Raw genomic sequence first — 24,661 nt, forward strand, 5'->3', positions numbered from 1 at the left:
CAGGCTGGCTGACAGAATGCCTTCGCGAGCAAGCTCGCTCCCACGGGATAGTGGCTCGACTCGAGATTCCGGACCGAGCCGAGGACTTGTGGGAGTGACCTTGCTCACGAAGGGCCCAGTCGAGCCCATGCATCTCTAGTGGCTGGAAGTCAGCCTTCGCGAGCAAGCTCGCTCCCACGGGATAGTGGCTCGACTCGAGATTTCGTATCGAGCCGAGGACTTGTGGGAGTGAGCTTGCTCACGAAGGGCCCAGTCGAGCCCATGCATCTCTAGTGGCTGGAAGTCAGCATTCGCGAGCAAGCTCACTCCTACAGGATAGTGGCTCGAGGCGAGATTCCGGACCGAGCCGAGGACTTGTGGGAGTGACCGGGGTGGCGTTCCACCTTGCTCACGAAGGGGCCATTCCAGCCGCTGCATCCCTAGCGGCTGGAAGTCAGCATTCGCGAGCAAGCTCACTCCTACAGGATCAGCGTCTGACTTAGCTTCGGGGCTGCTTGAGGATTGCGGGAGTGAACGGAGTGGCGCGCCACATTGCTCACGAAAACGCCTAAGTGCTTTCCCGCACCACCAGTTCAAACCCCAGATCCACCTGCGCCTCATGAACCGTGCCGTCCAGCAAGCCGAGCAATAGTTGCGCGGCGCGCTGGCCGACCTGTTCGCGCGGGGTGCGGATGGAGGTCAGGCGCGGCACCATGTGCGCCGAGCCCGGCAGGTCGTTGAAGCCGATCAGCGACACCTGCTCCGGGATACGAATGCCCTGCCGCAGGGCTTCCAGCGATGCGCCCTGGGCCAGGTCGTCGTTGCAGAAAAACACCCCGTCTACATCCGGATGCGCTTCCAGCAATCGGGCGAACAGCTCACTGCCCAGGCCAATGGACGACGGCAGCGGCGATGCCATCTGCAGCGCCTCGTCATACAGCCCTTCCTGCTCCAGCACGCCGCGAAAACCGACGCCCCGTTGAATCACCCGTGGATCGAGCTGCGCCGACACGTACGCCAGTCGCCGCCGGCCACGACTCAACAGATGCCGCGCCGCCTCGGCACCCGCCTGTTGCTGGGAAAACCCCACGCAGGGTTCGGCACGGGTCGGGTCCAGTTCCATCATGTGCACGCACGGCACGCCGCTGGACGCCAGCAATTGCTGCGCCGCCACGCTGCGGTCAAAGCCGGTCAGCAGAATGCCGCGCGGTCGGTGGGACAGATGACTGCGCAGCAGGTTCTCTTCTTCTATAGGCGAGTAGTGGTAATTACCGATCACCACTTCCAGCCCGCGCGGACGCAAAACCGTCTGAATGGCTTCAAGGGTTTCGATGAACAACTGGTTGGACAGCGACGGCACCAGCACCACCACTGACTGACTCTGCGAAGACGCCAGCGCCCGTGCGGCAGGATTGGCGACATAGCCTAGACTCAGCGCAGCAGCGCGAACCTTTTCCACCAGATCCGGCGCCACAGTGGCCACGCCACGCAAGGCTCGGGACGCGGTAATCGGCGAGACGGCGGCCAGTTTGGCGACTTCGTTGAGAGTAGGACGACCGGTGGAGCGGGAACCAATACGTGTCATGCGTTGCCAACTGGTTGGAAGGAAGCTGCGGGGGTTGCGATTGTGTGGGATGGGCTCTAAGGTAGCGCTATCTCACGGAGGCCCGCAACTTTTCGATCGTACAGACGACTGGATTGATGCATCTCATGGATCAGCGAGATACCCATAACAATGACTACACCTGGAAACAGTCTCGCCGGACTTGCACACCATTCGGCGAAGACAGCGCTGTCTCCGGGAAGAGGTTTTTATGACTACTGCTCCACATGCTATTTCCGCCATCGTGGTAATGGGTGTTTCCGGCTGCGGCAAGAGTGCCGTCGGCGAGGCCATCGCTAAAAACAGCGGCGGTCGCCTGATCGAGGGTGATGCGTTCCATCCTCAAGCCAACATCGACAAGATGAGCGCGGGCCATCCCCTCGACGACAACGATCGCGCCGGCTGGCTGACCCGCCTCGGCGAAGAAGTGGCCTCCGCTGTAAAGAACGGCGAAAAGCCCGTCCTGACCTGCTCCTCCCTCAAACTCATCTACCGTGAACGTCTGCGTGCAGCCGTCCCGGAGCTGGGCTTCGTGTTTCTCGAGCTGACCAAAGAACTCGCCACCGAACGCTGCTCCCATCGCCCGGGGCACTTCATGCCGGCCAGTCTGGTCGACAGCCAGTTTGCGACCCTCGAGCCTCCGTACAACGAAGACCGCACGCTGGTAGTGGACGCAACCAAATCGATCGAGACCATCGGTAAGGAAGCGGCCACCTGGTGGAGCGAGTCCGGCTCCGAGCCACACACCCCATCCGTCACCGCGCGCACCGGCTCTTGATCCTCGATCAGGCGTGAGCGGCAAAGGTAGCGCTGTCTCTGATGACGCTGCCCTCGCTTCACAGGGCAGAGAGCAACAGCGTCAAGCAGTAGCTCCAAAAAAACAAAATACAACGGAGAGACACCCCCATGTTCGGCATGACTCAAGACACGTATCTGCTGGTCGATGCGTTGGTGACCATCATTGGCCTTGTGCTTCTGATCACCAAGTTCAAAGTCCACCCCTTTATTGCATTGACCATCGCTGCAGGCTTTCTCGGGCTGACCTCCGGGATGCCGGTCGACAAAGTGATGAAATCGTTCCAGGACGGTTTCGGCGGCGTGCTCGGTTTCGTCGGCATCATCCTTGGCCTGGGCACCATGCTCGGCAAGCTGATGGCCGATTCCGGCGGTGCTGACCAGATCGCCCAGACGCTGATCCGTCGCTTCGGCAAGGACCGCGTGCACTGGGCCATGATGTTTTCGGCGTTTCTGGTGGGCATCCCGCTGTTCTTCGAAATCGGCTTCGTGCTGCTGATCCCGCTGGTGTTCATCGTTGCCCGTCGCAGCGGTGTGTCCATCGTCAAGATCGGTATCCCGTTGCTGGCAGGTCTGTCGGCCGTCCACGGCCTGGTGCCTCCGCACCCGGGTCCGCTGCTGGCCATCGGCATTTTCAACGCAGACATCGGCAAGACCATTTTCTACGGTCTGATCGTGGCGTTCCCGACTGCGATCATCGCCGGTCCCATCTACGGTAAGTGGATTGCCAAGCGCATTCCGGGCAACCCGTCGAAAGAGCTGATGGACCAGATTGCCAAAGAGTCGACCAACGACAACTTGCCGAGCTTCGCCATCACCCTGGTGACGATCCTGCTGCCTGTGTTCCTGATGCTGCTCAAGACGTTCGCCGACGTCGCGCTGCCAGCCGGTCACATCTTCCGCATATGGATGGACTTCATCGGTCACCCGATCGCTGCCCTGCTGTTCGCCCTGCTGCTAGCGTTCTACACCTTCGGTTCGGCGCGTGGTTTCAGCCGCGATCACATCATCAAGCTGCTCGACCAGAGCCTGGCGCCCGTGGCCGCAATCGTGCTGATCGTTGGTGCCGGCGGTGGCTTCAAGCAGATGCTGGTGGACAGTGGTGTCGGTAACCTGATCGGCCACATGGCCGTGCAGGCGCAGATCTCGCCGATTCTCCTGGCGTGGCTGGTGGCTGCGGTGATCCGTATTGCCACCGGCTCTGCGACCGTCGCCACCATCACCGGTGCCGGGATTGTGGCCCCTGTGGTCGGCATGATCCCGGGCGTGAACCGTGAACTGCTGGTTCTGGCAACCGGTGCCGGTTCGCTGATCCTTTCCCACGTGAACGACGCGGGTTTCTGGCTGGTCAAGCAGTACTTCAACATGACCGTGGCCGAAACCCTGAAAACCTGGACCGTGATGGAAACCATCCTGTCGGTGGTAGGCATCATCCTGATCATGCTGTTGTCGCTGGTCGTCTGATGAATTGATCGCGGCAAATTGACGCTGCGGTTTCTTCGCTGTTCCCATGCCCACCCTCGCGGTGGGCATGTCGTTTCTGCCCCCCTCAAACCGTTCACCGCCACGCTCCGGATGCTGAGTCTAGCGCCTGCAGGGCAGGTGAATCGGGCCTGATACAAAACCGTTCACACATCCCGCCATCAATTGGATTAAAGTTACGGCGTTTTGCCGGTACTCATTTGGGAAGTCTCCTACACTCCTTTCAGAGAACTCGCACGGGACAATCTAATGAAAATTTCATCGCTGCCCAGCATGAGTTCTTTGCAATAAAGCTCAAAGGAGTGTGGAATAGGCGCCGCCCGGAATCCGGCTATCAACGCGATAGCCGATTTGCGCGGGAATCTCCCGCCAGCATCAGGCAAGATTCACCTGCCGTTCGACCCAGGAGCCACGCTAACTGTGACGAGACGATGAACCTGGGGAATTAAAATCGTACCAATGGCGTCATACTGATGACCGCATTTGGATGCATTCGGCAATTACCATCACCCAAAGGCTCACGCCAGCCTCCCGGTAGAGGCGCTTCATGAGGCCATCAAGGAAAAGATTATGTTGATACTCACCCGCAAAGTCGGCGAAAGCATAAACATTGGTGACGACATTACCGTCACCATTCTGGGCGTTCAGGGCCTCCAGGTTCGTCTTGGCATCAACGCTCCGAAAGATGTTTCCGTGCACCGCGAAGAAATCTACAAGCGCATCAAGGCCGAGGCTGCACCTGACCAGGATCCGCAATAAACCCACCGGTTTATGCTTATTCGATAACTGTCAGCGGCCACCCGGTGCTGACAGATCGGCGACGGCGACTGACCAGACGCCGTTTTTTTTCGTCTGAACTTTGGATCCTTGGAAATCGCCCCGCTGACAACTAAACCCGAGCGAAGACACTGATTCAGCGCATTGGACGATGCACTTCCGGATGTCGAGCCAAGTTGTCAGACATCGGGTATCGCCAACTAAAAACGGCCGATCTCCATAAGAGATCGGCCGTTTTAGTAACTGACCCGTTTAACCCGATCAGTCCGGGGTGTTCAGGTGACTGGCGATGGTGTCTTTTGCCTGCAGCCGTTTTTCCTTGAGTTTCTTCAACTCCTCGTCGGGGATATCGCCCGCCTCTTCGGCGCTGACAATCTGGATGTCCAGCTCATCATAGTGCTCGACCAGGGCATTGAGCTTCGCGTCGCTGCCTTTGCGCTTGGCAAGCTCTTCTTTGGTGATGCTCAGGTCCGCGTACAAATCGTGCTTAACCGGCATGGGATGCCTCTCCTCTGATGGCTGATGTAGGAATGTTGAGGGTAGCCCACCGGAAAGGTTCGACGTTTTTGCCGACGTGAATATCGCGTTTTGACATGCACGATCCTGTGCAACGGGCTAGGGTGTCGATCGAGCCCTCTTCATGCCATTACAAGGATCGACAATGACCTCACCCTTTTCCCGCTCCCTTCTCGCCAGCGCGCTGGCTTTCGGTATCGCGTTTTCAGCGGCAGCGCCTGCTTTCGCCGAGCCCGACAAACAGGTCCAGGCCGATGCCGAACAATCCAAAGACGAAGCGTTGAAACTGCTGGAGCAACTGGTCAATATCGATTCGGGCTCCGGCTACGAGCCGGGACTGACCCAAGTGCGTGACATCGTCGTCGCACAGCTCAAGGCGCTGGGCGCAACCATCGAGATGATCCCCAATACCGCGCCGGACAAGAGCCAGCATGTGGTCGCGACGCTCAAGGGCACCGGAAAGGCGAAGATCCTGCTGATGGCGCACATGGACACCGTATTCAAGGAAGGCTCCGCCGCGGCCCGACCTTTCCACATCAAGGACGGTCGTGCCTACGGGCCGGGGGTGATGGACGACAAGGGCGGTATCGTTGCCGGGCTTTACGCGCTGAAGATTCTGAAGAAGCTCGACTTCAAGGACTACGCGCAGATTACCTTCCTGCTGGACGCCAGCGAAGAGACCGGCTCGGCCGCCGCCACCGCGCTGATTCAGAACGTCGCCAAACAGCACGATGTGACCCTGAACCTGGAGCCGGGACGTCCCGCCGATGGTTTGGTGGTCTGGCGCAAAGGCAGCGCCACCGCGGTGGTCGAGGTCAAGGGCAAGGCGTCCCACGCCGGCGTCGCGCCGGAGCTGGGGCGTAACGCGGCCATGGAGGTGGCGCATCAGATTCTGCAACTGGGCAAACTGGGCGATGCCGAGAAGAAGACCACGATCAACTTCACCGTGCTCAACGCGGGCGATCGCACCAACGTGATCCCCGATCAGGCCACCGCCAAGGCCGATGTGCGCGCCGCCGTGCCGGAGGAATTTGACCGCATCGAGAAGGACCTGGCCCGCGTCTCGGCGGACAAACTGATCCCGGACACCCAAGTGACGACCCGGCTGGAGCGCGGTTTGCCGCCCATGCCGCAGACGCCGGAAACCGACAAGCTGGTCGATATCGCCCAAGGCATCTACGGCGAGATCGGCCGCAAGCTGACCATCGAAGGCAGCGGCGGCGCGGCCGATGCGAGCCTCTCGGCCGGGGTCGGTGTGCCAACGCTGGATGGCTTCGGCATCGTCGGCGGGAACATTCACACGCCCGAGGAATATGCCGAAGTCGACAGCGTGTCGCCGCGCATTTACCTGCTGACGCGGATGATCATGGAGCTGGCGACGCACACCCCGGCCAAATGACTGACACCTGCTCCCTGAGCTGTCACGCGAGGCGCCGCGCCTCGTACGCGCGCAGGTGCAGAGACACGTAATCGAGTGCCGACAGTGAATCTTGAGGTGACCTGTCGGCGCCTGGCCGCCGGGCAATCAGCTCACCGAACACATGCTCCACTTCAATCGGCGCGCCGCGCTCGATGTCCCTGAGCATCGAGGCGGTCATCTTCGAGCCGGGGGTGGTCAGCATGTTCTCGAAGCGTTGGCGGACTTCACTGCGCAGCGGGTGCCCGGCGTGCTCTGCCACTTGGGCGCACTCATCCAGCAGCGTCAGAATCAGCCCTTCCCCGCCACTGGCGACCACGTCGCCGATGCTCGCGCGCATCGATCCGGTAATGCCGGCCCCGGTCGCGATGAAGCACCATTTTTCCCACATCTCCTGAGTAATCTGCTCACTCAGAATCGCGTCGAACCCTGCATTGCCCAGCGCCTCGGCGACCTGCTGAATGCGCGGGGTCAGTCCACCGTCCCGTTCGCCAAACGAGAGCTGGTTAGTCTCGTTCAAGTGAAGGATGGCGCCCGAGGCATCACGATCCAGCGAGATCAGGCATTGGCCGCCGAGCACGTTGGCGGGGGAGAACCGCTCGGCAAGGCGATCCAGATGCGCCATGCCATTGAGCAGCGGCAGGATCAACGTCTCCGGTCCGACCGCTGGCGCGAAGGACTCCATGGCGGTGTCAAGGTCGTAGGCCTTGCAGCTGAGGACGATCAGGTCGAATGGCGTGTCCAGCATCGCCGCCATGACCTGCGGCGGCGAGGGGTATTCGATGTTACCCAGCGGGCTGCGCACGATCAGCCCGTCACGCTCCAGTTCCTGCGCCCGTCCTTCGCGCACCAGAAACGTCACGTCTCGCCCGGCGTCCAGCAATCGGCCACCGAAATAGCCACCGATCGCACCCGCGCCCACCATCAAAATACGCATTGGTCAGTTCCTGTTCGATGCAACGTCGAGGGTCAGGCAAGCAGAATAGATCAGCGGCCGGACTCTGGCGAATTGCTTATATGGCGGCCAACATCTAGTTTGCGCGACGGGGTCACGGGCAAAAAAAATCCCGGGCTGCCTAACCAAAGGAGCGCCGGGATTCGGGTGTTGCAAGGAGCATCAGGACTGCGCGTTGACCAGCACCGGCCAAAGGAATGGCAGGCGTTCTTCGCTGCGACTGGACACCAGCCGTGGCGCCGCAGGGATGGGCTGCACGGCCGGGGTCTGCAAGCGGGTCAGGACCGAGTCGATCACCACGCCGCTGGCGTCGTGATGGAACTGCCAGACGCCGTAGATGCGGCCATCAAACGACGCCTCGCTGCCCAATCGCGGATCAACCCCCAGCCCTGCCCCCAGACCGAACAGGTGAAGGCCGTGCAGGCGCTGACCGCTGGCATCCAGCGGACAGCCCGACGGGTCGGAATCCAGTCCGCCCTTGACCTCCATCAGCGTGATGGCCTTGCCCCCGGCATGCCTCAATGCCGGCAGTACCGGCTGATAACCGGTGCACTGCACGACAATGTCGGCTTCCGCCAGCGCCTGACGGGCGCGCTCGAACTGATCGGCCGAGCCCTGATGGGTCTGCAGCAACTGCACGCGGACGCCGGTCTTGCCGATCTGGCCTTTGGACAGGGCTTCACGGCCCACGTCCAGCGCCCGGTAGCGCAAACCGCCCGAGCGGTTGACCCGACCCGAAACCGGGCAGACATCCCTGGCCGCATCGAAGGCATAGCCGGCGTCCAGCGCGGCCTGGGCAGTTTCGTAAAACAGGCGGATCGGCGAACGGTGGACCAGCGTCACCTCCTCCAGGCCGGCGAACTCCAGCGCGTCGGCCAGGTTTTCCAGCACCGAGAACGCGCTATGGGAGCCACCCACGACGCACACACGGCCCTTGGCCGCCAGCGTCGTCGCAAAAAGATGGCGCAACTGCACGGCGTTCATTCTCAGCAGTGCGTCGGCGCTCTCGATCCGCGCGGAAGGTGGCACCGCGAGGCCTTGATCCGCCAGGCTGTCGAGCAGATGCTGCGGGTCCTGCCAGCCGCCCAGATTGAGAACGACGGCGCGGCTGCGAATACGCCGACTGCGGCCTTCGGATTCGACCCACACTTGATACTCGTCACCTTCGCGCACGATCTCGGTGATCGTCGTGCTGCTCCATAGCTTCACGCCGTAGCGCTCGACAATAAAGTCGAGCACCAGCTTCGAAGCTTCCGCCAGCAGTTCAGCGACGTCCGCCAACTGCGGCGCGCTTTGCGCCTGACGACGGATGCGCCAGTAGGCGGGCGAATGCTCGAGAGGTTCGAATACATCACGCAACGCCGGGTCGCGCAGACAATCAAGGAACACATCGCCCACTGAGTTGGCGGTGATCCGGTAATCGCCCAAGCGACCCGTGCCCGGCGTGGGACTGGCGTCGACAATGATTAAACCTTCCTTGGCCAGTTCTGGCATGGCGCCACTTTTCAATGCGTTGAAAAGCAGTCCCATCCCCGCAGGTCCGGCACCTCCTACTACGCAACCGCAAACGGTTTCCAGATCTCCTTGCATAACTGTCACTCCACGCTGGTTCGTTACCGTATCGCCACGTGCGTTATAAACCGCCGCACTTGCGTGCGCGTTCAACCGCTACCGCTGAAGCGATGTCTGGACTTTCAAGTTGATAAATAAATGAGCAATTACTGAACTACTGCACTTCTGGCAGACACGACTACCGCAGTGATTTGCATCACGTCGGTGGTGATAAAGGGTCGGATGATCGCCGCGAGGTCGGTCGATTGGCGCAGGCTCTGGCACGCCACTTTCGGGGCAGCAGCTCGTTTTATGAGCCAGCCGGTCGCCACCTGTCAGGCTGCCCTTCGTCAGGTTTCTTAGAGGGACGCTACCGCCAACTCATTGCGCGTCTGAAGGGAATAATTCTGAAACGAGAAGTATCGGGCGCTTGCACTAAGCGCGGGTTATCTAAGTTGAAAACGTAACGTGATGTTTGCAGGGATCAGATGAAGTGTCAATTTTTTGAGAAAACGCTATACGAGCCTTGTTTGATACCTAACTCATTGTTTTAAAAGAGATCAATAAATATGACGCCATTATTACGTCGCCCTGTCAGCGCCCCATGTATTTATAAAATAGGAAGGCCCGGCAATTTCGCTGCAAAACTCAGGTCGCCAATGGATAAGTGCTCTTATTCGCAATAAGTCATTGTGCGTAAGCGTCATCCTTAGTTGCAGCTACCCATCACTGGGGACGTCTTGCAGCGTTTATTGACGTCAGAAGTTTTTCATCTTCAACTACATTTACTTCCCCCTGGAGAGCAGAGGCACTCTCTGGCGTATCCGATGAATGGAGAATTATCGTGATCGGCGATGAGAACTATTCCGCCCTCGCATGCCTCCATTGTCATGCTGAGCACTTTCCACGGACAGAGAGGTGACCCTGATGAATGCTGATAAAACCCGTCGGTCCAGCATTGCCGAAATTGATTATTCGCGGGATACGCTGTTTGGCCCTATCCCCATGCAGGCCACCTGCCGGGTGCGACTGGCCACCATTGAGCATGACGGTCACAGCCTGCGCGAGCTGACGATCATCGGCGACGTGCCGGATTATTTGCACAAGTCAGCGATCATTCGCGTTGCGATGGATGGACGCGTGGAAGCAGGGCCTGTGCGAGAACACTATGCGGTTCAAGACAACGGCGAAGAGCAGTTCAAACTGCTCTTCGAAAACGAGCACCGTCGCCGGATGCATTGAGAAAGGTTGGACTATGGCTGGCCGTTGTGCACGTGAATGGCCTGAGCGATGCCCAGCGGTTTGCTGGATCGAGTCTCTGAAGCACCCAGCGCTGAGGGGCTCAGCGGTGCAGGAGTCAGTGGTGGTGAGCTGAAGAGCAGCGCCGCTGGCGACGTTGCCGTTTCTTCAGGCCTGACGGAATCGGCGCTCGGAGAATGGGTCGCCGGCAAAATGGCATCGCCGTAGCGCAGCCCTTCAACCTGAGGTTTCACCTCCAGCACCGGCTCCGGCGGCAGGAGCTGTTCCCTCTCCAGCGATGTCATGGGCGGCCGAAAGCTGGCATTACGCGTTTCCAGGCGCTCCAGCATCGTAACGATCGTCGCCGCGCCCACCACGACAATGCCCAGCAGACAGCCGACGCCGACCACGATCTTGCGACGACGGCGCAAGGGCGCCGTTCGTTCCTGCTGTTTTAATGCCTCGATCTCGGGTTGCCCGTTCGCCATGCAAATCCTCAATATCCCGCCTGGCCGCTTTGGGCCGATACAGACCAACATAAGGCCCAATGGCGATTATTGCTAGAGCCCCGCGCTCACCCCGCCAATGCGTGGGGGTAATGCCTGGCCCGTTCGAGCTCGGCCTGAAGATCTCGAATCAGCACGCACAAGGCGTGACTGTTATCAAGTGAGTCCAGGGCAATATTGGAAATGAACAAATCGACATGCTCGGTAGCGGGGTCGATGACTTCAACCGTCATCACATCCTCAAGCACGGTGCAGTTGCATCGAAGGGGCAGAAACGCGCTTTCTATAATGCTGCGCAGTTCAAGGTTAGACAGCGTACAGGCAATCATCGTCAATCCTCCACAGGCAGGACTGGGTGATGCGTTCAGCCACTCGCCTGACTATAAGTCACCATTTCCCCGAAGGTGGAAATGTATCCCGTGCCCCGCCTGCCATTCGGCAAACAGGGATATCCAAGTTATACGCCGCGCCCCAGAGTGAAGCAAACGACCTCCCCGACCACACGTAGGTATGCCGGAAGTAAGGTTGTGTCAGAAAAATCGATTCACTGGAACAGAACGCGCCGCATGAACACGTTAATTGAGGGAATAGGCAGATGAATCCGCACAACCGTGCGGATCACATGTGCCTCCCCGCTCGTCGGGCACAGGTTGAGTGCCCGACGAGTGACGTCATTTACGCTTCGGGTGGTTAGCTGCGTGGCAACTTGAGATGAATAAGGGCAACGCGAGCGCCCTTTTTGTCCTGGCGCTCTTCAATGGCAAAGGGTTTGAATCCCAGCTTGGGGTAGAAGAGCAATCCGGGAACGTTATGGTTGAAGCAGGAAGCGGTCAGTTCCGCCGCTTCATGTTTGCCGAACGCCAGTTCCATCATGCAGCCAATCATGTAGCGGCCAACGCCCTTGGAGCGAAAGCGCGGGTCGATGATGACGTTGCCCATGGAGCAGCGGCCTCTGAAGTCGTAGCGGGAGAAATTGGCGAATCCCACCACTTGGCCGTCCAGCTCGATGACGGTGTTGTCCGAGCGCTGCGCGATGGATTCATTGAGCTGCTCCGGTGTCAGCGGGAATACCGCCTTCGGAAACATATAAAAGAGCTCGTCAATGCTCTGGGGCATGTCGCAGATGAAAGGGACGTCTTTTTCTTCCAGGGGGCGATGGACAAACATGCTGGGTTACCTCTCGAAGAAACAGGAGCCGTGGGCGGACTATAGCTGTCAACCTGCGGAGCTGACGTTATAAGACACCATCCAGGCATAAATGTGCCGGAATGTTGCGCGTTGACGGAATCAGTCGCAGAAGATTGTCGCAAACCTCTGACAGCCATGGGAATCCCGTCACCGGGCAGAACGCATCCGCTCTTTTGCGACGTTCATGCATTTTGCACGGCCTCTGTGGATGACGGAATTTACAGATCATTGTTTTTAATCAGGTTTTATTCGAATCCGCAGCTGGCACAGGCAGTGCACCGCAATGGGGAGAAGCACAACATCATTCGCACGGAGCAGCACAATGAACGTCTCACCTGATTCTTATCCTGCCGCTGTAGAAGAATCCTCCTCGGTCTCGGGCGTGTCCTGGGGCGCCATATTTGCTGGCGCCGCGGGTGCCGCCGCGTTGTCCCTCATCCTGGTTCTGCTGGGGTCGGGTCTTGGTTTCTCGGCGATGTCGCCCTGGGCCAACGAAGGCGCGAGCGCCAAGGCCATCGGTATCTCGACCGTCGTCTGGCTTGCGCTGACGCAGATCGTGGCATCCGGTCTTGGCGGTTATCTCGCAGGTCGTCTGCGCGTCAAATGGGCCAACATGCACGGTGACGAAGTCTACTTCCGTGACACCGCACACGGCTTCCTGTCGTGGGCTGTCGCTACGCTGGTCGCTGCCGTGTTGATCGTCGGTTCGGTCAGCGGCATCGTCGGCAGCGGCGTGAAAGCCGGCGCTACCACGGTTGCCGGTGTTGCAGGTACTGCCGCCACTGCAGCCGGTTCTGCAGCGGGCAATACCAGCAGTGACCAATACGGTTACTACATCGATTCGCTGTTCCGCGATGATCGTCCTGCTGCCGTCAGCGATGATGCTGCCCACGGCGTGGTGGTGCGTATCTTCACCAAGACGATGGCCAACGATGGTCAGCTGGCTCCGGAAGACCGTACCTATCTGGCACAGCTGGTCGCTCAGCGTACCAACTTGAGTCAGGCCGATGCCCAGGCGCGTGTTGATCAGGTTTACGGTCAGGCCAAGCAAGCTGTTGCCGATGCCAAGCTGAAAGCTCAACAGGCTGCTGATGCTGCCGCGAAGGCCGCTGCAACGGCTGCGCTGTGGACATTCGTTTCGCTGCTGTGCGGTGCGTTCGTGGCAAGCCTTGCCGCTATCTGGGGTGGTCGTCGTCGTGATGCGGTGACGTATGTCGAAACCCGTGCTTATTCCACTACTTCCAGCATTCGCTGATTAAGGAGAGTCATCATGCGTTCACTACTTCTGTGGTTCCTCGGCATCCCAATCCCGATCATTATTTTGATTGCACTGTTTGTGCATTGATTGAGTGATTGATCAAATCCGCGCTGTTCTCCCCGAGGCAGCGCGGATTTTTTTCGTCTGGCCCAAAGTTGGTAAAGCATCTGCCTGGGGGCAGATGGTTTCGCCTTCGGCGACTTACTTTTAAAAAGCACCAAAAGTAAGCAAAAGTGCCTGCTCCTGGTTGGGCCCTTCCTTCGTCAGGGTTCCTTCACTCCGGTCCCGCTCCGTGGGCCCGCGCCGAACGGACATCCATGTCCTGACGGCGCTCTCGCCGCATCCATGCGTCTCGACCCACTCCGCGAGACCTCCGTTCAGCCTGCACCCAAGTCGCGATTGGCGGTGTCTGGACTTTCTGCGTACGAAGATCAAAAGCGCGTTTAAGCAGATCAAGAGCTTCCCGGCTGAAGCCGGTCCTACAATCAGCGCCGATCCCACTGACTGCGCGCGTTGCTTTTAGTGGGACCGGCTTTAGCCGGGAAGAGGCCAGCGCAGGCGCCAACAATTTTGCTGATCGCCCCCTACATGTGGGAGCGAGCTTGCTCGCGAATGCTGTATTCCAAACACCAGAAATCCGGTGAATGTACCGACCCCTTCGCGAGCAAGCTCACTCCTACAAGTCCTCAGCGTTTGATCTCCCTTGATCTGCCCATGATCGTGATCTGCTGTTGATCTTGATCTTCATACACAAAAAGCCCAGACGACACAAATCGCGACTTGGGTGCAGGCCGAACGCAGACGACGCGGAGTCGGCCGAGCGGCATGGATGCCGCGAGAGCGCCGCTAGGACATGGATGTCCGTTCGGCGCGGGCCGACGGAGCGTCGTCGGAGTGAGGGAACCCGACGAAGTCGGGCCAAACCGAGAGCAGGCACTTTTGCTTACTTTTGGTGCTTTTCAAAAGTAAGTCGCCGAAGGCGAAACGTCTGCCCCTAGGCAGACGCTTGTGATCTTGATCTTAAGCGCATTCAGCCACGCCATCGATCATGGCATCCCCAACCAGTTCGGCAGCGCCAGCGAAACGTATGGCACGTACGTCACCAGCAACAGAAATACCAGCAGGATCGACAGCCATGGCAACGCCGCGCGAATGGTCTCGCCCAACGTCAGACCGGTCACCGCGGACGTCACAAACAGGTTGAGCCCCACCGGAGGGTGGACCAGTCCGATCTCCATATTGACCACCATGACGATGCCCAGATGAATCGGGTCAATGCCGAGCTTCATCGCGATCGGGAAGAAGATCGGCGCGAGGATCAGGATGATGGCCGACGGCTCCATGAAGCTGCCCGCGACCAACAACACAATGTTCACCATGATCAGGAAGCCGATCGGAGTCAGGCCTTCGGAGATGACCCAGGCCGTAATCTGCTGCGGAATCTGCTCCGTCGTCAGGACGTGGGCGAACAGCATGGCGTTGGCGATGATGAACATCAGCATGATCGACAGCCGGCCGGATTCCAGCAGCACTTTCGGGCAGTCCTTGAAACTCATGTCCTTGTAGACGAACAGCGCGATGAACGCCGAATACACCGCCGCCACCGCCGCCGCTTCGGTCGGGGTGAACATGCCGCTGTAGATCCCGCCCAGAATGATGACCAGCAGCATCAGGCCCCAGAACGCCCGTTGCGCCGTGTGCAGCCATTGGCGAAAGGTCACCCGTGGCTGGGCAGGGAGTTTCTTGACCCGGGCGACGATGTAGATCACCACCATCAGCGCCAGACCCAACAGGATGCCGGGGATCACACCGGCAATAAACAGCTTGCCGACCGAGGTTTCCGTCGCGGCGGCGTACACCACCATCACGATGGAAGGCGGAATCAGAATGCCCAGCGTACCGGCGTTGCAGATGATCCCGGCGCCGAACTCCTTCGGATAACCGGAGCGGACCATGCCGGCAACGGCTATGGAACCCACGGCTGCAACGGTGGCAGGGGATGAACCGGACAACGCCGCGAACAGCATGCACGCCAGCACCGCCGCGATCGCCAGGCCACCACGAATGTGGCCGACGCAGGCGTTGGCGAAGTCGATCAGCCGCTGCGCGACCCCGCCGGTGGTCATGAAGGCGCCGGACAAGAGGAAGAACGGGATCGCCAGAAAGGTGTAGCTGTCAGAGGTTTCGAACAGTTTGATCGCCAGCGAACTCAACGAGTCCGGGCTGAACAGCAGGATCGAAACGGCGCCGGACAAGCCCAGGGAAATGGCGATGGGCACGCCCAGAAACATGAAAACGAACAGCAGCAGGAACAGGCAGATAACGGTCATCAGTGCTGCTCCTCGGCAGGGTTGGCGAGTTTGCTCGCTTCAGCCGCTTCGTCGGCCAGACCCAGACCGGTCTGCCGGTGCGTCCAGATGCGGTAGAGAATTTCCAGATAACGCGCAATCACCAGAGCAAAGCCGATCGGCACGATGACCGCGATGTAGGCGACTTTGATGCCGAACCGATCGAGATCCTCGGCACCGATGCCGGCCATGAACAGCGCTGCCACCCATTTGTAGCTGGCAACGAGGAACAGACCGGCGTACGCCAGGCAGCAGGCGCAGGCCAGCATGGCGAGGATTCGCTGGACCGGCTTGCTGGTTTTCTTGACCAGCGCGTCGACCCCCAGGTGGCCCGCCGTGCGCACGCCGTAGGAAATCCCGAAGAAGATCAACCAGCCAAACAGCGCTTTGGTCAGCGCCACGCTCCAGGTCATGCTCTGGGCGTAGCCCATCAGGTGGTCGCCGATGGCGGCGAAAAAGTCACTGCTTACCGCCCATTGATCGCTGAGGGAATAAAAAAGGGTGTAGATGTTATTCAACGCCACGTAGACGAACGTCACGAGGGTCATGGCAGCCAGCAGGAAGGCAATGATGCCCTCCTCCAGATGCTCCCAGAGTCGCGTCAGCGGGTGCATAAGCAGTCTCCGAACGAAGCCCGATGTAGCCAGGCATGGCGATGGCCGGGCAGGGAGACCACCCGATGATCGGGTGGCCGCCGGGCCGTCACGGTCTGTATCAAAAAGCGAAGGAAGGGCTCAAGGCGCCTTGTTCGAATCGTCGGCGGCCTTGATCAGGTCGGCACCGATTTCTTCGGAGAATTTGTCCCAGACCGGCTTCATGACGTCACGCCATTTGGCGCGCTGCTCGGGGGTGAGCGTCACGATTTCGCTGGTTTTGGAATCGATGATTTTCTGCTTGGCGGTCTGGTTCAGCGCCTCGGCCTGCTTGTTCACCTCGACGGTGACCTGATCCATGATCTTTTGCAGTTCGTCGCGCACGTCCGCCGGCAGGCCGTTCCAGAACTTGGAATTGGTGATCACCATGTAGTCGATCAGGCCATGGTTGGACTCGGTGAAGAACGGCTGCACCTCGTTGACCTTCTGGCTTTCGTAGTTCGACCAAGTATTTTCGGTGCCGTTGACCGTGCCGGTCTGCAGGCCCTGATAGACCTCGGCGAAGCTCATCTTGCGCGGGTTGGCGTGCAGGGCGACGAATTGGGCCTCGAGCACGCTGGAGGCTTGAACGCGGAATTTCAGGCCACGGGCATCTTTAGGTTCAACCAGCTTTTTGTTGGCGGACAGTTGCTTGAGGCCGTTGTGCCAATAGGCCAGGCCATGAATGCCCTTGTCGTCCATTGCGGTCAGCAACGCTTTGCCTTGAGGGCCCTGCTGGAAGCGGTCGACGGCGGCGAGGTCGTTGAACAGGAACGGCAGGTCGAAGATCTGCACTTTCTTGGTGTACTGCTCGAATTTTGCCAGGGAGGGCGCCAGCATCTGCACGTCGCCGAGCAACAGGGCTTCCATTTCCTTGCCATCGCCGAACAGCGAAGAGTTGGGATAGACCTCGACTTTGACCTTGTCTTTCAAGGCCGGGTCGGCGGCGACCATCTTCTGGAAAAGCAGCGCGCCCTGCCCCTTCGGCGTGTTTTCCGCCACCACGTGGGCGAACTTGATCGTGATCGGGTCAGCGGCCTGTGCAAGGCCGGCCACAGACACCGCGGCCGCGCAGAAAAGCGCTTTGGTCAGCTTCAACATTGATATCACCTTCTTATTTTTGTAGGAGCTTATGTTGGCGGGAGCAGGTAGAGCGCATTAGCGTAGTTCAACTCCACCATGACGAAGCCCCGGTGTTTAGAGAATCAGCATTTGTGTAAGCCGGCGTTCGGGGTTGATGAACGCGATGAGGCGTTAAACCGATCGCCGGCGGCGATGGGATTCACCCTGCCGCCAGCGCCAGCAACCGTTGAGCCCTGAGCAGCACCGGCGCGTCGACCATCTGCCCTTCCAGCTGAAACGCACCTGCACCCTTGGCCGCCGCGCTGGCCTTGATCACCTTCTGCGCCCATTTCAGGTCATCAGCGCTGGGGGTCAAGGCCGCATGAATCACCGGCACCTGGGCGGGATGGATGCACAGCGCGCCGCCGTAACCCATGTCGTAGGCGTGGCGAATGGCGCGGTGAAGGCCTTGAGGGTCACCGATGGCCGGGTGCACGCCGTCCAGCGGTGGCAACAGGTCAGCACCCCGAGAATGCAGTTGCACCGACATCCGCGCCTGATCGAGAAACATCTGCGCGGCGTGGGTGCCGCTGTTGAGGTTCAGGTCCAGCGCCAGGTCGAGCCCGCCAAACGACAAACGCTCGACCCCCTCGGCATGGGCGATCTGCTCCAGGGCCAGCAGGCCTTTGGCGCTCTCAATGATCGGCAGGACCGGTTTGCCGGTCTGCCAGACCGCCCCGACGTGAGCGGCGCTTTCGACTTTCGGCAGCAGCACCCCGGCGACGCCCGCGTGCTGCCGGCAAAACACCAAGTCATCGGTATGTTCGGCATGAGCCGGCGCATTCACGCGCACCCATACGCAGGCCTGGGGGTTGTCGTTCAGGAAGGCCGCGAGATTGTCCCGCGCCTGCCGCTTGAGGGGTTCTTCGACAGCGTCTTCAAAATCGACGATCACCGCATCGGCGCCGGCCGCCAGGGCTTTGGCAAAACGATCGGGGCGGCTGCCGGGGACGAACAGAGCGGAGCGGATGAGGGTGTGGGCCATGTCGGTGTCCTGAGAGTGTCCTGTGGGAAGGGGTGCGCCGCGCAAAAGAGCCTTTTGCAGAAACAGGCGCTAGACCACTCCGCCCGCCGCCATCCGCGTCTGGTCTTGCGCCGAAAATCCCAGCTCGTCGAGGATGCTGCCGGTGTGCTGACCCAGGCCCGGCACCCCGTCCATGCGCGGCGTAAATGCAGTGTTGTGGCCCGGCGGCAGCAGCGACGGCAGCGGGCCGGACGGGCTGTCGACTTCGCGCCAGCGGTCACGGGCCTTGAGCTGCGGATGGTCCCAGACGCCTTGCATGTCGTTGACCCGGGCGTTGGCGATCTGCGCGTCTTCCAGACGGGCAACCACGTCATCGACGCTCAATGAGGCGAAGCCGTCGACGATGATCTGCCGCAGAACCTCACGGTTTTCCGAGCGTTTGAAGTTCGCCGAAAAGCGTTCGTCGGTGGCCAGCGCCGGATCGAGCAGGACCTTCTCGCAGAACAGCGCCCATTCGCGTTCGTTCTGCAGGCCCAGCATGATCGTGCCGCCCCCGCCCGTGGGAAACGGCCCGTAAGGATAGATCGTCGAGTGGGACGCACCGGCCCGGGGCGGTGGCGGCGCGCCGTTGTAGGCGTAATACATCGGGTAGCCCATCCACTCCACCAGACTTTCGAGCATGCTGACGTCGATGCGGCTGCCTTCCCCGGTTTTGTCCCGCAGCATCAGCGCCGACAGAATCCCGGTGTAGGCGTACATGCCGGCAGCGATGTCGGCGATGGAGCAACCGGCCTTGGCCATCCCGTTTTCGCCGGGGCCACCGGTGACCGACAGGAAGCCGCCTTCGCTCTGAATCAACAGGTCGTAGGCCTTTTTCTTCTCATAGGGCCCGCCTTCGCCGTAGCCGGAAATGTCACAGACGATCAGTCGCGGAAAACGCGCGTGCAACGCTTCGAATGACAGCCCCATGCGAGCAGCGGCGCCGGGCGCCAGGTTCTGCACCAGCACGTCGGCCTTGGCGAGCAGCGACTCAAGAATGTCGCCGGCCTCCCCCTGCTTGAGGTCCAGGGTCAGGCTTTCCTTGGAGCGATTGGTCCAGACGAAATGCGAGGCCAGGCCGTCGACGCGCTGGTCGTAGCCACGGGCGAAATCGCCGACACCGGGGCGCTCGATCTTGATCACGCGGGCGCCCAGATCCGCCAGTTGGCGTGTGCAGAACGGCGCCGCGATGGCGTGCTCAAGACTGACGACGGTGATGCCGTCCAGAGGACGCGGGGGTTGTTGAGTCATGTTCGTAAACCTCTTCAAATCCCCTGTAGGAGTGAGCTTGCTCGCGATAGCATTTTGTCAGTCAGGGCTGATGGGGCTGACACACTGCAATCGCGAGCAAGCTCACTCCTACAAGGGTTGGCGTTCGCCCTAGATCAAAGTGACCAAATCCTGCGCATCGCGCAGTTGCCAGACCCGCTGGATCAATGCCGTGCCCTGCTCCACCGTGCGTGCGCCGGAGAACGCCAGCAGGCGCTGAACCTTGTCCTCCAGCTCAGGCCGCGACAGGGTGTTGCCCGGGTCGCCTTTCGGCTCATCGATGCCGGCGTTGATGGTGCGGCCATCGGTGGTGGTCACGATCACCCGACCCAGCCAGCGCGCGGGATAGGCGCCATCGACCTCCGGGTCCAGCTCCATCGTGACTTTTTCGCGGAAAGCAGCGACGTCGGCATCGGTCAGGGCCAGGTCGCGGAACTCGATCAACTGCGCACTGCCGTGAACCGCGATCAGCCCGAGCACCGCGCCCATGGAAAACTTGGCCTGGTGCACGGTCTGCGGCACATCGACCCGGCCGAGCACATCGATGGCGCCCTGATGAACCCGCGTGACCACCTTGGCGATCTGGTCATGGCGCAGGCCTTCGCGCTGCATCAGGTGCAGCAAGGCATCGGCCGCCGGATGGGTGTGGCGGCACGACGCGTGAAACTTGAACGAGGTCTCGATCAACGCCCATCGGCTGCCCAAACGGTCGGACAGCTTGGCGGGATCGCTGTCCCTGGACATCCCTGCGGCCATGCCCTGATCGCCTTCGAGAATATTCCGCGCGCCGGTCAGGCCGTCTTCGGTGAGGTACGCCGCCAGCAGACCATCGGCGGCGGCCTTGGCGGTGTGCAGCTGTTTGGAATCCGCCGCGTCACGCAGAAACTCCCACAGCCCGGCGGCCTGGGTGCCCGCCGTGCCCAGCAGGTTGATGAACTGCTCTTTGTCGAAGTTCAGCAGCTTGCCGACGCCGACCGCAGCAGCGAGGGTGCCAACCGTCGCGGTGGTGTGGAAGATGCGGTAGTGGGAGCGGCCCATGAATTCGCCGATGCGGATGCCGGCTTCATAACCGGCGACCGACGCCAGCAATACATCCTGCCCGGTCTTGCCGAGGTCCTGGGCCGCTGCGAGCACAGCCGAGAACACCACGGTCGCGGGGTGCAGCACCGAACTGTTGTGCAGATCGTCCTGCTCGACCAGGTGCGAAGACGCCCCGTTGACCAGCGCGGCGAAGTACGCGGAGGTGCCGCGACCGCTGACCAGAATCTTCGCCTTGCCCTCTCGCGGGCCCATGCGTTCGGCGTAGCGCTCGAACAGCGGAATCGGCCGCGCGCCCTGGCTGGCCAGCGCCGAGCCGATCCAGTCGAGGAACAGGTCTTCGGTGCGGTCCAGCACGACGCCGGGAATCTGCTCGTAGGTCAGCTCGGCGAGGAAACCCGCCAATGCCTGGGTATGGCTCATTTCGGCGTCCTCAGAAGCTGCGTGGCAGGTCGAGCAGGTGCTCGGCAACGTAGGAAAGAATCAGGTTGGTGGAGATCGGCGCCACCTGATACAGACGGGTTTCGCGGAATTTGCGCTCCACGTCGTACTCGCAGGCGAAGCCAAAACCACCATGGGTTTGCAGGCACGCATTGGCCGCTTCCCATGAGGCTTTTGCCGCGAGGTATTTGGCCATGTTGGCGCTGGCACCGGCGTTCTTGCCGCTGTCGTATTCCTCGCAGGCACGCCAGCGCATCAGGTCGGCCGCTTCGATTTCGATGTGCGCCTCGGCGATGGGAAACTGCACGCCCTGGTTCTGACCGATCGGGCGGCCGAACACCACGCGATCACGGGCATAAGCGGCGGACTTTTCAATGAACCAGCGGCCGTCGCCAATGCACTCGGCGGCGATCAATGTGCGCTCGGCGTTGAGGCCGTCGAGGATGTAGCGGAAGCCCTTGCCTTCCTCGCCGATCAAACTGTCGGCGGGCAGTTCGAGGTTGTCGAAGAACAGTTCGTTGGTTTCGTGGTTGACCATGTTGGCGATGGGCTGAACGGTCAGGCCGTTGCCGATGGCATCCCGCAGGTCGACGAGGAAGATCGACATGCCTTCGGACTTTTTCGTCACTTCCGCCAGCGGCGTGGTGCGCGCCAGGAGGATCATCAAATCGGAATGCTGCACGCGGGAGATCCAGACCTTCTGGCCGTTGATCACGTACTTGTCGCCCTGCTTCACCGCCGTGGTTTTGATCTTGGTGGTGTCGGTGCCGGTGCTCGGTTCGGTCACGCCCATGGATTGCAGGCGCAGTTCGCCGCTGGCGAGCTTGGGCAAGTAATAGCTTTTCTGCGCGTCGCTGCCGTGACGCAACAGGGTGAACATGTTGTACATCTGGCCGTGCACGGTGCCGGAATTGCCGCCGCAGGCGTTCACTTCTTCGAGTATCACCGAGGCTTCCGCCAGGCCCAGACCGGAGCCGCCATATTCTTCGGGGATCATCGCCGACAGCCAGCCTTCATCGGTCAGCGCTTTGACGAAGGCTTCCGGGAAACCTTTCTGTTCATCGATCTTGCGCCAGTACTCGGCCGGAAACTGCGCACACAGCGCGCGCACGCCGTCACGGATGGCATTGAGGTCTTCGTTTTCGTAGGGATTCATGGTGTCCACTCGCATCGGCCGGCGGCCATGGGATCGGCGCGCCTGGCTGTGTAAAGGAAGGATTCAGTCAAAAACGACTTCGGCGCTCTGGGCGACGCCGGCAGCATTGCCGGCCCACAGCTGCGCCTTGCCCGGTTCAACGATTCGTCCGCCGACGCGGAAGGCAGCAGGCACGTTCAACGGGCGCACGCCGCGATAGGCGAAATGCCGCACGCGCTTGTCGGGGTTGGCGCGAATGAATGCGCGCAGGTTGAAGGTGGCGATCATCGGCCCGTGCACGACCAGGCCGGAATAGCCTTCGGTGCCGGTGACGTAGGGATAGTCGTAGTGAATGCGGTGGCCGTTGAAGGTCACGGCCGAATAGCGGAACAACAGGGTCGGCGTCGGCTCGATGACCTCGCTCCACTCGCCCTGCTCTGGCGCGTCACCGCTGTTGAGCTTTGGCGGATTGGGCTCGCGGTAAACGATGTCCTGCTCATCACGCACGCACAGCTCGCCGTGTTGCGAGTAATCGTGGTGCACCGTCACGAACAGCAGCGAGCCGGTGCGGCCGTGCTTTTCCTCGATGTGCAGAATGGTCGACAGGCGATGGGCATCGGCGCCGACTTTCAGCGGCTGAATGAACTCGACGCGGCCACCGGCCCACATGCGGTTGCGATTGTCCGCAGGGGGCAGAAAGCCGCCACGGACCGGGTGGCCGTCACCGCCGAGTTGCGTTTCGAACACCGGCTCCTGGAAAAAACACCATTGCCACAGCGGCGGCAGTGGATCACCCACAGCGGGCGTGGGCTCGCCAAAGGTGGCTGCGATGCGCTTGATCAGGTTGACGCTCAGATGATCCTGGGCTTGTTCGGTGCGGCCAATCCAGTCCGTAAAATTCACGGATGACTCTGCAGCGCTCATGGGCGGCAACCCTCTGGGTTTGTTGTTATGGCCCGATCATGGAAGTGCGCCGGCATTCTGTGAATTTGCATTTGCGTATAGCGGCGTTCGGGTATGCTGAACGCCTTATGCAACGTCCGGACACCTACCATGCATTTCGACCTGGCTGACTTGCGCCTCTTCATTCACATCGGCGAATCACCGAGCCTGACCCAGGGCGCGCGCCGGGCGTTTCTCTCTCCAGCAGCTGCCAGTGCGCGGATCAAGGCGCTGGAAGGCCAACTCGGCACGCGCCTGCTGTACCGCGACAGCCGTGGCGTCGAACTGACCCCCGCCGGTCAGCGCCTGCTCAAACACGCGCGACTGATCATGAGCCAGGTGGATTACCTGAAAAGCGAGTTCACCCAGTACGGGACTGATTCGGCCGGGCACATTCGCATCTTCGCCAACACCACCGCCGTCACCGAGTTTCTGCCTGAAGTGCTGGCCGGGTTTCTGGCGAAACGGCCCGGCGTCACGGTGGATCTGCAAGAGCGCCTGTCCCGAGACATCGTGCGCGGCGTGCTCGACGGCAGCACCGACATGGGCATCATCGCCGGGCCGGTGGAAGCCGCGGGTTTGCAGGTCATCCACTTCAGCACCGACCGGCTGGTACTCATCGTGCCGGTGGGCCATGAGCTGGCGGCCGAGAAAAAAGTCACGTTCAAGCAGACCCTGGCGTTCCAGCACACCGGCCTGCACGAAGGCAGCACGCTGCTGAGTTTCCTGCGCGATCACGTTGAGCGGCTGGGGCAGAGCCTGTCGTTGCGGATTCAGGTGTCTAGCTTCGAAGCCATCTGCCGGATGGTGGAAGCCGGGGTGGGCATCGGGGTCATCCCGGAGTCGGCGGCGTCGCGGCACAGCCGGACGATGGAGCTGGTGACCATCGAGCTCGACGAACCCTGGGCGGTGCGCGAACGGAGCATTTTGGTCCGCGAACTGGACGCCCTGCCGGGGGTGGTCAGGGCGTTGATTTCGGTGTTGTTGCCTGCGCCCGAAGCTGAAACCGAGCCCGCGACGTCCAAAGCGTAATCAGATCCAGACGTCGTTTTGCGCGGTGCGCTCGTTGGTGTTGTCACCGGTGTTGATCACGCCGCTAGGCTCAATCAGCATCAGTTTCACTTCCTTCTCGGCGTAAGGTTTGTGCTCGACGCCCTTAGGGACTACGTACAACTCGCCCGCATTTAGCTCGACGAAACCGTCGCGAAAATCGATGCGCAAGCAGCCTTCGATCACGATGAAGGTTTCGTCGGTGTCAGCGTGGCTGTGCCAGAGAAACTCCCCTTCCAGCCGCGCCAGCTTGAACTGGTAGTCGTTCATCTGCGCGATGACTTTAGGCTGCCACTGCTCGGTGAACAGGCTGTATTTCTGGGCGAAATTGATGGGGGTGTGTTGGGTTTTGGACGTGGACACGAGGGCGGCTCCGAAGGGTTGATGTCGGGCCAATCTAGAGCGCGGGGTGGGT

At 60.6% G+C, this 24,661-nt stretch carries 23 protein-coding genes; 7 read left to right on the forward strand and 16 right to left on the reverse strand.

The window, feature by feature from the left end:
• Nucleotides 1-547: 547 nt before the first annotated feature.
• Nucleotides 548-1,564, reverse strand: coding sequence for a LacI family DNA-binding transcriptional regulator (locus QWI20_RS14410; RefSeq protein ID WP_369306073.1), 1,017 nt, complete (start codon nucleotides 1,562-1,564; stop codon nucleotides 548-550).
• A gap of 268 nt (nucleotides 1,565-1,832) precedes the next feature.
• Here QWI20_RS14410 and QWI20_RS14415 point away from each other — a divergent pair, with 268 nt between their 5' ends.
• From QWI20_RS14415 to csrA, 3 genes are all read left to right on the forward strand, one after another.
• Nucleotides 1,833-2,360, forward strand: coding sequence for a gluconokinase (locus tag QWI20_RS14415; protein ID WP_369306171.1), 528 nt, complete (start codon nucleotides 1,833-1,835; stop codon nucleotides 2,358-2,360).
• Between the two features lie 128 nt (nucleotides 2,361-2,488).
• Nucleotides 2,489-3,841, forward strand: coding sequence for a GntP family permease (locus QWI20_RS14420; protein ID WP_065989522.1), 1,353 nt, complete (start codon nucleotides 2,489-2,491; stop codon nucleotides 3,839-3,841).
• Nucleotides 3,842-4,429: 588 nt separating this feature from the next.
• On the forward strand, nucleotides 4,430-4,618 hold the full coding sequence (gene csrA / locus QWI20_RS14425) for a carbon storage regulator CsrA (RefSeq protein WP_065989520.1): 189 nt from the start codon (nucleotides 4,430-4,432) through the stop codon (nucleotides 4,616-4,618).
• 279 nt (nucleotides 4,619-4,897) lie between these two features.
• Here csrA and QWI20_RS14430 read toward each other — a convergent pair whose 3' ends face one another.
• The gene (locus tag QWI20_RS14430) at nucleotides 4,898-5,134 is read right to left on the reverse strand and encodes a DUF465 domain-containing protein (protein WP_192174336.1); all 237 of its coding nucleotides are present in this window, start codon (nucleotides 5,132-5,134) and stop codon (nucleotides 4,898-4,900) included.
• Nucleotides 5,135-5,297: 163 nt separating this feature from the next.
• Between QWI20_RS14430 and QWI20_RS14435 the strand changes: the two genes are divergently transcribed.
• Nucleotides 5,298-6,551 (forward strand): M20/M25/M40 family metallo-hydrolase, encoded by a 1,254-nt coding sequence (locus tag QWI20_RS14435; RefSeq protein WP_369306074.1) that lies wholly within the window; start codon nucleotides 5,298-5,300, stop codon nucleotides 6,549-6,551.
• Nucleotides 6,552-6,573: 22 nt separating this feature from the next.
• On the opposite strand, the gene QWI20_RS14440 is transcribed toward QWI20_RS14435, so the two are convergent.
• Both QWI20_RS14440 and QWI20_RS14445 read right to left on the reverse strand, forming a co-directional pair.
• Nucleotides 6,574-7,506: a ketopantoate reductase family protein gene (locus QWI20_RS14440; RefSeq protein WP_369306075.1), complete on the reverse strand. Its 933-nt coding sequence runs from the start codon at nucleotides 7,504-7,506 to the stop codon at nucleotides 6,574-6,576.
• A gap of 180 nt (nucleotides 7,507-7,686) precedes the next feature.
• The gene (locus tag QWI20_RS14445; RefSeq protein WP_369306076.1) at nucleotides 7,687-9,114 is read right to left on the reverse strand and encodes a pyridine nucleotide-disulfide oxidoreductase; all 1,428 of its coding nucleotides are present in this window, start codon (nucleotides 9,112-9,114) and stop codon (nucleotides 7,687-7,689) included.
• A gap of 888 nt (nucleotides 9,115-10,002) precedes the next feature.
• On the opposite strand from QWI20_RS14445, the gene QWI20_RS14450 reads away from it, so the two are divergent.
• Entirely contained in the window at nucleotides 10,003-10,317 is a 315-nt protein-coding gene (locus QWI20_RS14450; RefSeq protein WP_346626473.1) for a hypothetical protein, read from the forward strand.
• Between the two features lie 11 nt (nucleotides 10,318-10,328).
• On the opposite strand, the gene QWI20_RS14455 is transcribed toward QWI20_RS14450, so the two are convergent.
• The 3 genes from QWI20_RS14455 to QWI20_RS14465 form a co-directional block, all read right to left on the reverse strand.
• Nucleotides 10,329-10,802 carry a hypothetical protein gene (locus QWI20_RS14455; RefSeq protein WP_369306077.1) on the reverse strand — a complete coding sequence of 158 codons (474 nt, stop codon included), beginning with the start codon at nucleotides 10,800-10,802 and terminating at the stop codon, nucleotides 10,329-10,331.
• Nucleotides 10,803-10,888: 86 nt separating this feature from the next.
• The gene (locus QWI20_RS14460; protein WP_369306078.1) at nucleotides 10,889-11,149 is read right to left on the reverse strand and encodes a DUF1652 domain-containing protein; all 261 of its coding nucleotides are present in this window, start codon (nucleotides 11,147-11,149) and stop codon (nucleotides 10,889-10,891) included.
• A 361-nt stretch (nucleotides 11,150-11,510) separates the two neighbouring features.
• Nucleotides 11,511-11,987, reverse strand: a complete 477-nt coding sequence (locus tag QWI20_RS14465; RefSeq protein WP_192174343.1) for a GNAT family N-acetyltransferase — start codon at nucleotides 11,985-11,987, stop codon at nucleotides 11,511-11,513.
• A 343-nt stretch (nucleotides 11,988-12,330) separates the two neighbouring features.
• On the opposite strand from QWI20_RS14465, the gene QWI20_RS14470 reads away from it, so the two are divergent.
• Nucleotides 12,331-13,263: a hypothetical protein gene (locus tag QWI20_RS14470; RefSeq protein ID WP_369306079.1), complete on the forward strand. Its 933-nt coding sequence runs from the start codon at nucleotides 12,331-12,333 to the stop codon at nucleotides 13,261-13,263.
• A gap of 1,049 nt (nucleotides 13,264-14,312) precedes the next feature.
• On the opposite strand, the gene dctM is transcribed toward QWI20_RS14470, so the two are convergent.
• The 8 genes from dctM to QWI20_RS14510 form a co-directional block, all read right to left on the reverse strand.
• Complete coding sequence (gene dctM / locus QWI20_RS14475; protein WP_369306080.1) at nucleotides 14,313-15,596, reverse strand: C4-dicarboxylate TRAP transporter large permease protein DctM; 1,284 nt, start codon at nucleotides 15,594-15,596, stop codon at nucleotides 14,313-14,315.
• A complete protein-coding gene (locus QWI20_RS14480; protein ID WP_369306081.1) occupies nucleotides 15,596-16,228 on the reverse strand; it encodes a TRAP transporter small permease in 633 nt (210 codons plus the stop codon). Before QWI20_RS14480 ends, dctM begins: the two co-directional genes overlap by 1 nt.
• A 120-nt stretch (nucleotides 16,229-16,348) precedes the next feature.
• A complete protein-coding gene (locus tag QWI20_RS14485) occupies nucleotides 16,349-17,347 on the reverse strand; it encodes a TRAP transporter substrate-binding protein (protein WP_369306082.1) in 999 nt (332 codons plus the stop codon).
• A gap of 181 nt (nucleotides 17,348-17,528) precedes the next feature.
• A complete protein-coding gene (locus tag QWI20_RS14490) occupies nucleotides 17,529-18,353 on the reverse strand; it encodes a CoA ester lyase (RefSeq protein ID WP_369306083.1) in 825 nt (274 codons plus the stop codon).
• Between the two features lie 69 nt (nucleotides 18,354-18,422).
• The gene (locus tag QWI20_RS14495; RefSeq protein ID WP_369306084.1) at nucleotides 18,423-19,622 is read right to left on the reverse strand and encodes a CaiB/BaiF CoA transferase family protein; all 1,200 of its coding nucleotides are present in this window, start codon (nucleotides 19,620-19,622) and stop codon (nucleotides 18,423-18,425) included.
• A gap of 129 nt (nucleotides 19,623-19,751) precedes the next feature.
• Entirely contained in the window at nucleotides 19,752-21,101 is a 1,350-nt protein-coding gene (locus QWI20_RS14500) for an MmgE/PrpD family protein (RefSeq protein WP_369306085.1), read from the reverse strand.
• Nucleotides 21,102-21,111: 10 nt separating this feature from the next.
• A complete protein-coding gene (locus tag QWI20_RS14505; protein WP_369306086.1) occupies nucleotides 21,112-22,275 on the reverse strand; it encodes an acyl-CoA dehydrogenase family protein in 1,164 nt (387 codons plus the stop codon).
• 63 nt (nucleotides 22,276-22,338) lie between these two features.
• Nucleotides 22,339-23,178 (reverse strand): MaoC family dehydratase N-terminal domain-containing protein, encoded by an 840-nt coding sequence (locus tag QWI20_RS14510; RefSeq protein ID WP_369306087.1) that lies wholly within the window; start codon nucleotides 23,176-23,178, stop codon nucleotides 22,339-22,341.
• Nucleotides 23,179-23,307: 129 nt separating this feature from the next.
• Between QWI20_RS14510 and QWI20_RS14515 the strand changes: the two genes are divergently transcribed.
• Nucleotides 23,308-24,228: a LysR family transcriptional regulator gene (locus QWI20_RS14515; RefSeq protein ID WP_369306088.1), complete on the forward strand. Its 921-nt coding sequence runs from the start codon at nucleotides 23,308-23,310 to the stop codon at nucleotides 24,226-24,228.
• On the opposite strand, the gene QWI20_RS14520 is transcribed toward QWI20_RS14515, so the two are convergent.
• Nucleotides 24,229-24,609 carry a cupin domain-containing protein gene (locus QWI20_RS14520; protein WP_369306089.1) on the reverse strand — a complete coding sequence of 127 codons (381 nt, stop codon included), beginning with the start codon at nucleotides 24,607-24,609 and terminating at the stop codon, nucleotides 24,229-24,231. It abuts the gene before it with no gap.
• Between the last annotated feature and the right edge of the window lie 52 nt (nucleotides 24,610-24,661).

Origin of the sequence: Pseudomonas sp. W2-17, assembly GCF_041060445.1 — a bacterium.
Classification (GTDB): Bacteria; Pseudomonadota; Gammaproteobacteria; order Pseudomonadales; family Pseudomonadaceae; genus Aquipseudomonas.

Excerpts from the sequence above, each read along its gene's own strand:
- QWI20_RS14495 (WP_369306084.1), bottom strand. The coding sequence starts at position 19,622 with ATGACTCAACAACCCCCGCGTCCTCTGGACGGCATCACCGTCGTCAGT.
- QWI20_RS14455 (WP_369306077.1), bottom strand. The coding sequence starts at position 10,802 with ATGGCGAACGGGCAACCCGAGATCGAGGCATTAAAACAGCAGGAACGA.
- dctM (WP_369306080.1), bottom strand. The coding sequence starts at position 15,596 with ATGACCGTTATCTGCCTGTTCCTGCTGCTGTTCGTTTTCATGTTTCTG.
- QWI20_RS14435 (WP_369306074.1), top strand. The coding sequence starts at position 5,298 with ATGACCTCACCCTTTTCCCGCTCCCTTCTCGCCAGCGCGCTGGCTTTC.
- QWI20_RS14430 (WP_192174336.1), bottom strand. The coding sequence starts at position 5,134 with ATGCCGGTTAAGCACGATTTGTACGCGGACCTGAGCATCACCAAAGAA.
- QWI20_RS14465 (WP_192174343.1), bottom strand. The coding sequence starts at position 11,987 with ATGTTTGTCCATCGCCCCCTGGAAGAAAAAGACGTCCCTTTCATCTGC.
- QWI20_RS14415 (WP_369306171.1), top strand. The coding sequence starts at position 1,833 with ATGGGTGTTTCCGGCTGCGGCAAGAGTGCCGTCGGCGAGGCCATCGCT.
- QWI20_RS14420 (WP_065989522.1), top strand. The coding sequence starts at position 2,489 with ATGTTCGGCATGACTCAAGACACGTATCTGCTGGTCGATGCGTTGGTG.
- QWI20_RS14480 (WP_369306081.1), bottom strand. The coding sequence starts at position 16,228 with ATGCACCCGCTGACGCGACTCTGGGAGCATCTGGAGGAGGGCATCATT.
- QWI20_RS14445 (WP_369306076.1), bottom strand. The coding sequence starts at position 9,114 with ATGCAAGGAGATCTGGAAACCGTTTGCGGTTGCGTAGTAGGAGGTGCC.
- QWI20_RS14490 (WP_369306083.1), bottom strand. The coding sequence starts at position 18,353 with ATGGCCCACACCCTCATCCGCTCCGCTCTGTTCGTCCCCGGCAGCCGC.
- QWI20_RS14470 (WP_369306079.1), top strand. The coding sequence starts at position 12,331 with ATGAACGTCTCACCTGATTCTTATCCTGCCGCTGTAGAAGAATCCTCC.
- QWI20_RS14460 (WP_369306078.1), bottom strand. The coding sequence starts at position 11,149 with ATGATTGCCTGTACGCTGTCTAACCTTGAACTGCGCAGCATTATAGAA.
- QWI20_RS14515 (WP_369306088.1), top strand. The coding sequence starts at position 23,308 with ATGCATTTCGACCTGGCTGACTTGCGCCTCTTCATTCACATCGGCGAA.
- csrA (WP_065989520.1), top strand. The coding sequence starts at position 4,430 with ATGTTGATACTCACCCGCAAAGTCGGCGAAAGCATAAACATTGGTGAC.
- QWI20_RS14510 (WP_369306087.1), bottom strand. The coding sequence starts at position 23,178 with ATGAGCGCTGCAGAGTCATCCGTGAATTTTACGGACTGGATTGGCCGC.
- QWI20_RS14450 (WP_346626473.1), top strand. The coding sequence starts at position 10,003 with ATGAATGCTGATAAAACCCGTCGGTCCAGCATTGCCGAAATTGATTAT.
- QWI20_RS14485 (WP_369306082.1), bottom strand. The coding sequence starts at position 17,347 with ATGTTGAAGCTGACCAAAGCGCTTTTCTGCGCGGCCGCGGTGTCTGTG.
- QWI20_RS14505 (WP_369306086.1), bottom strand. The coding sequence starts at position 22,275 with ATGAATCCCTACGAAAACGAAGACCTCAATGCCATCCGTGACGGCGTG.
- QWI20_RS14440 (WP_369306075.1), bottom strand. The coding sequence starts at position 7,506 with ATGCGTATTTTGATGGTGGGCGCGGGTGCGATCGGTGGCTATTTCGGT.
- QWI20_RS14500 (WP_369306085.1), bottom strand. The coding sequence starts at position 21,101 with ATGAGCCATACCCAGGCATTGGCGGGTTTCCTCGCCGAGCTGACCTAC.
- QWI20_RS14410 (WP_369306073.1), bottom strand. The coding sequence starts at position 1,564 with ATGACACGTATTGGTTCCCGCTCCACCGGTCGTCCTACTCTCAACGAA.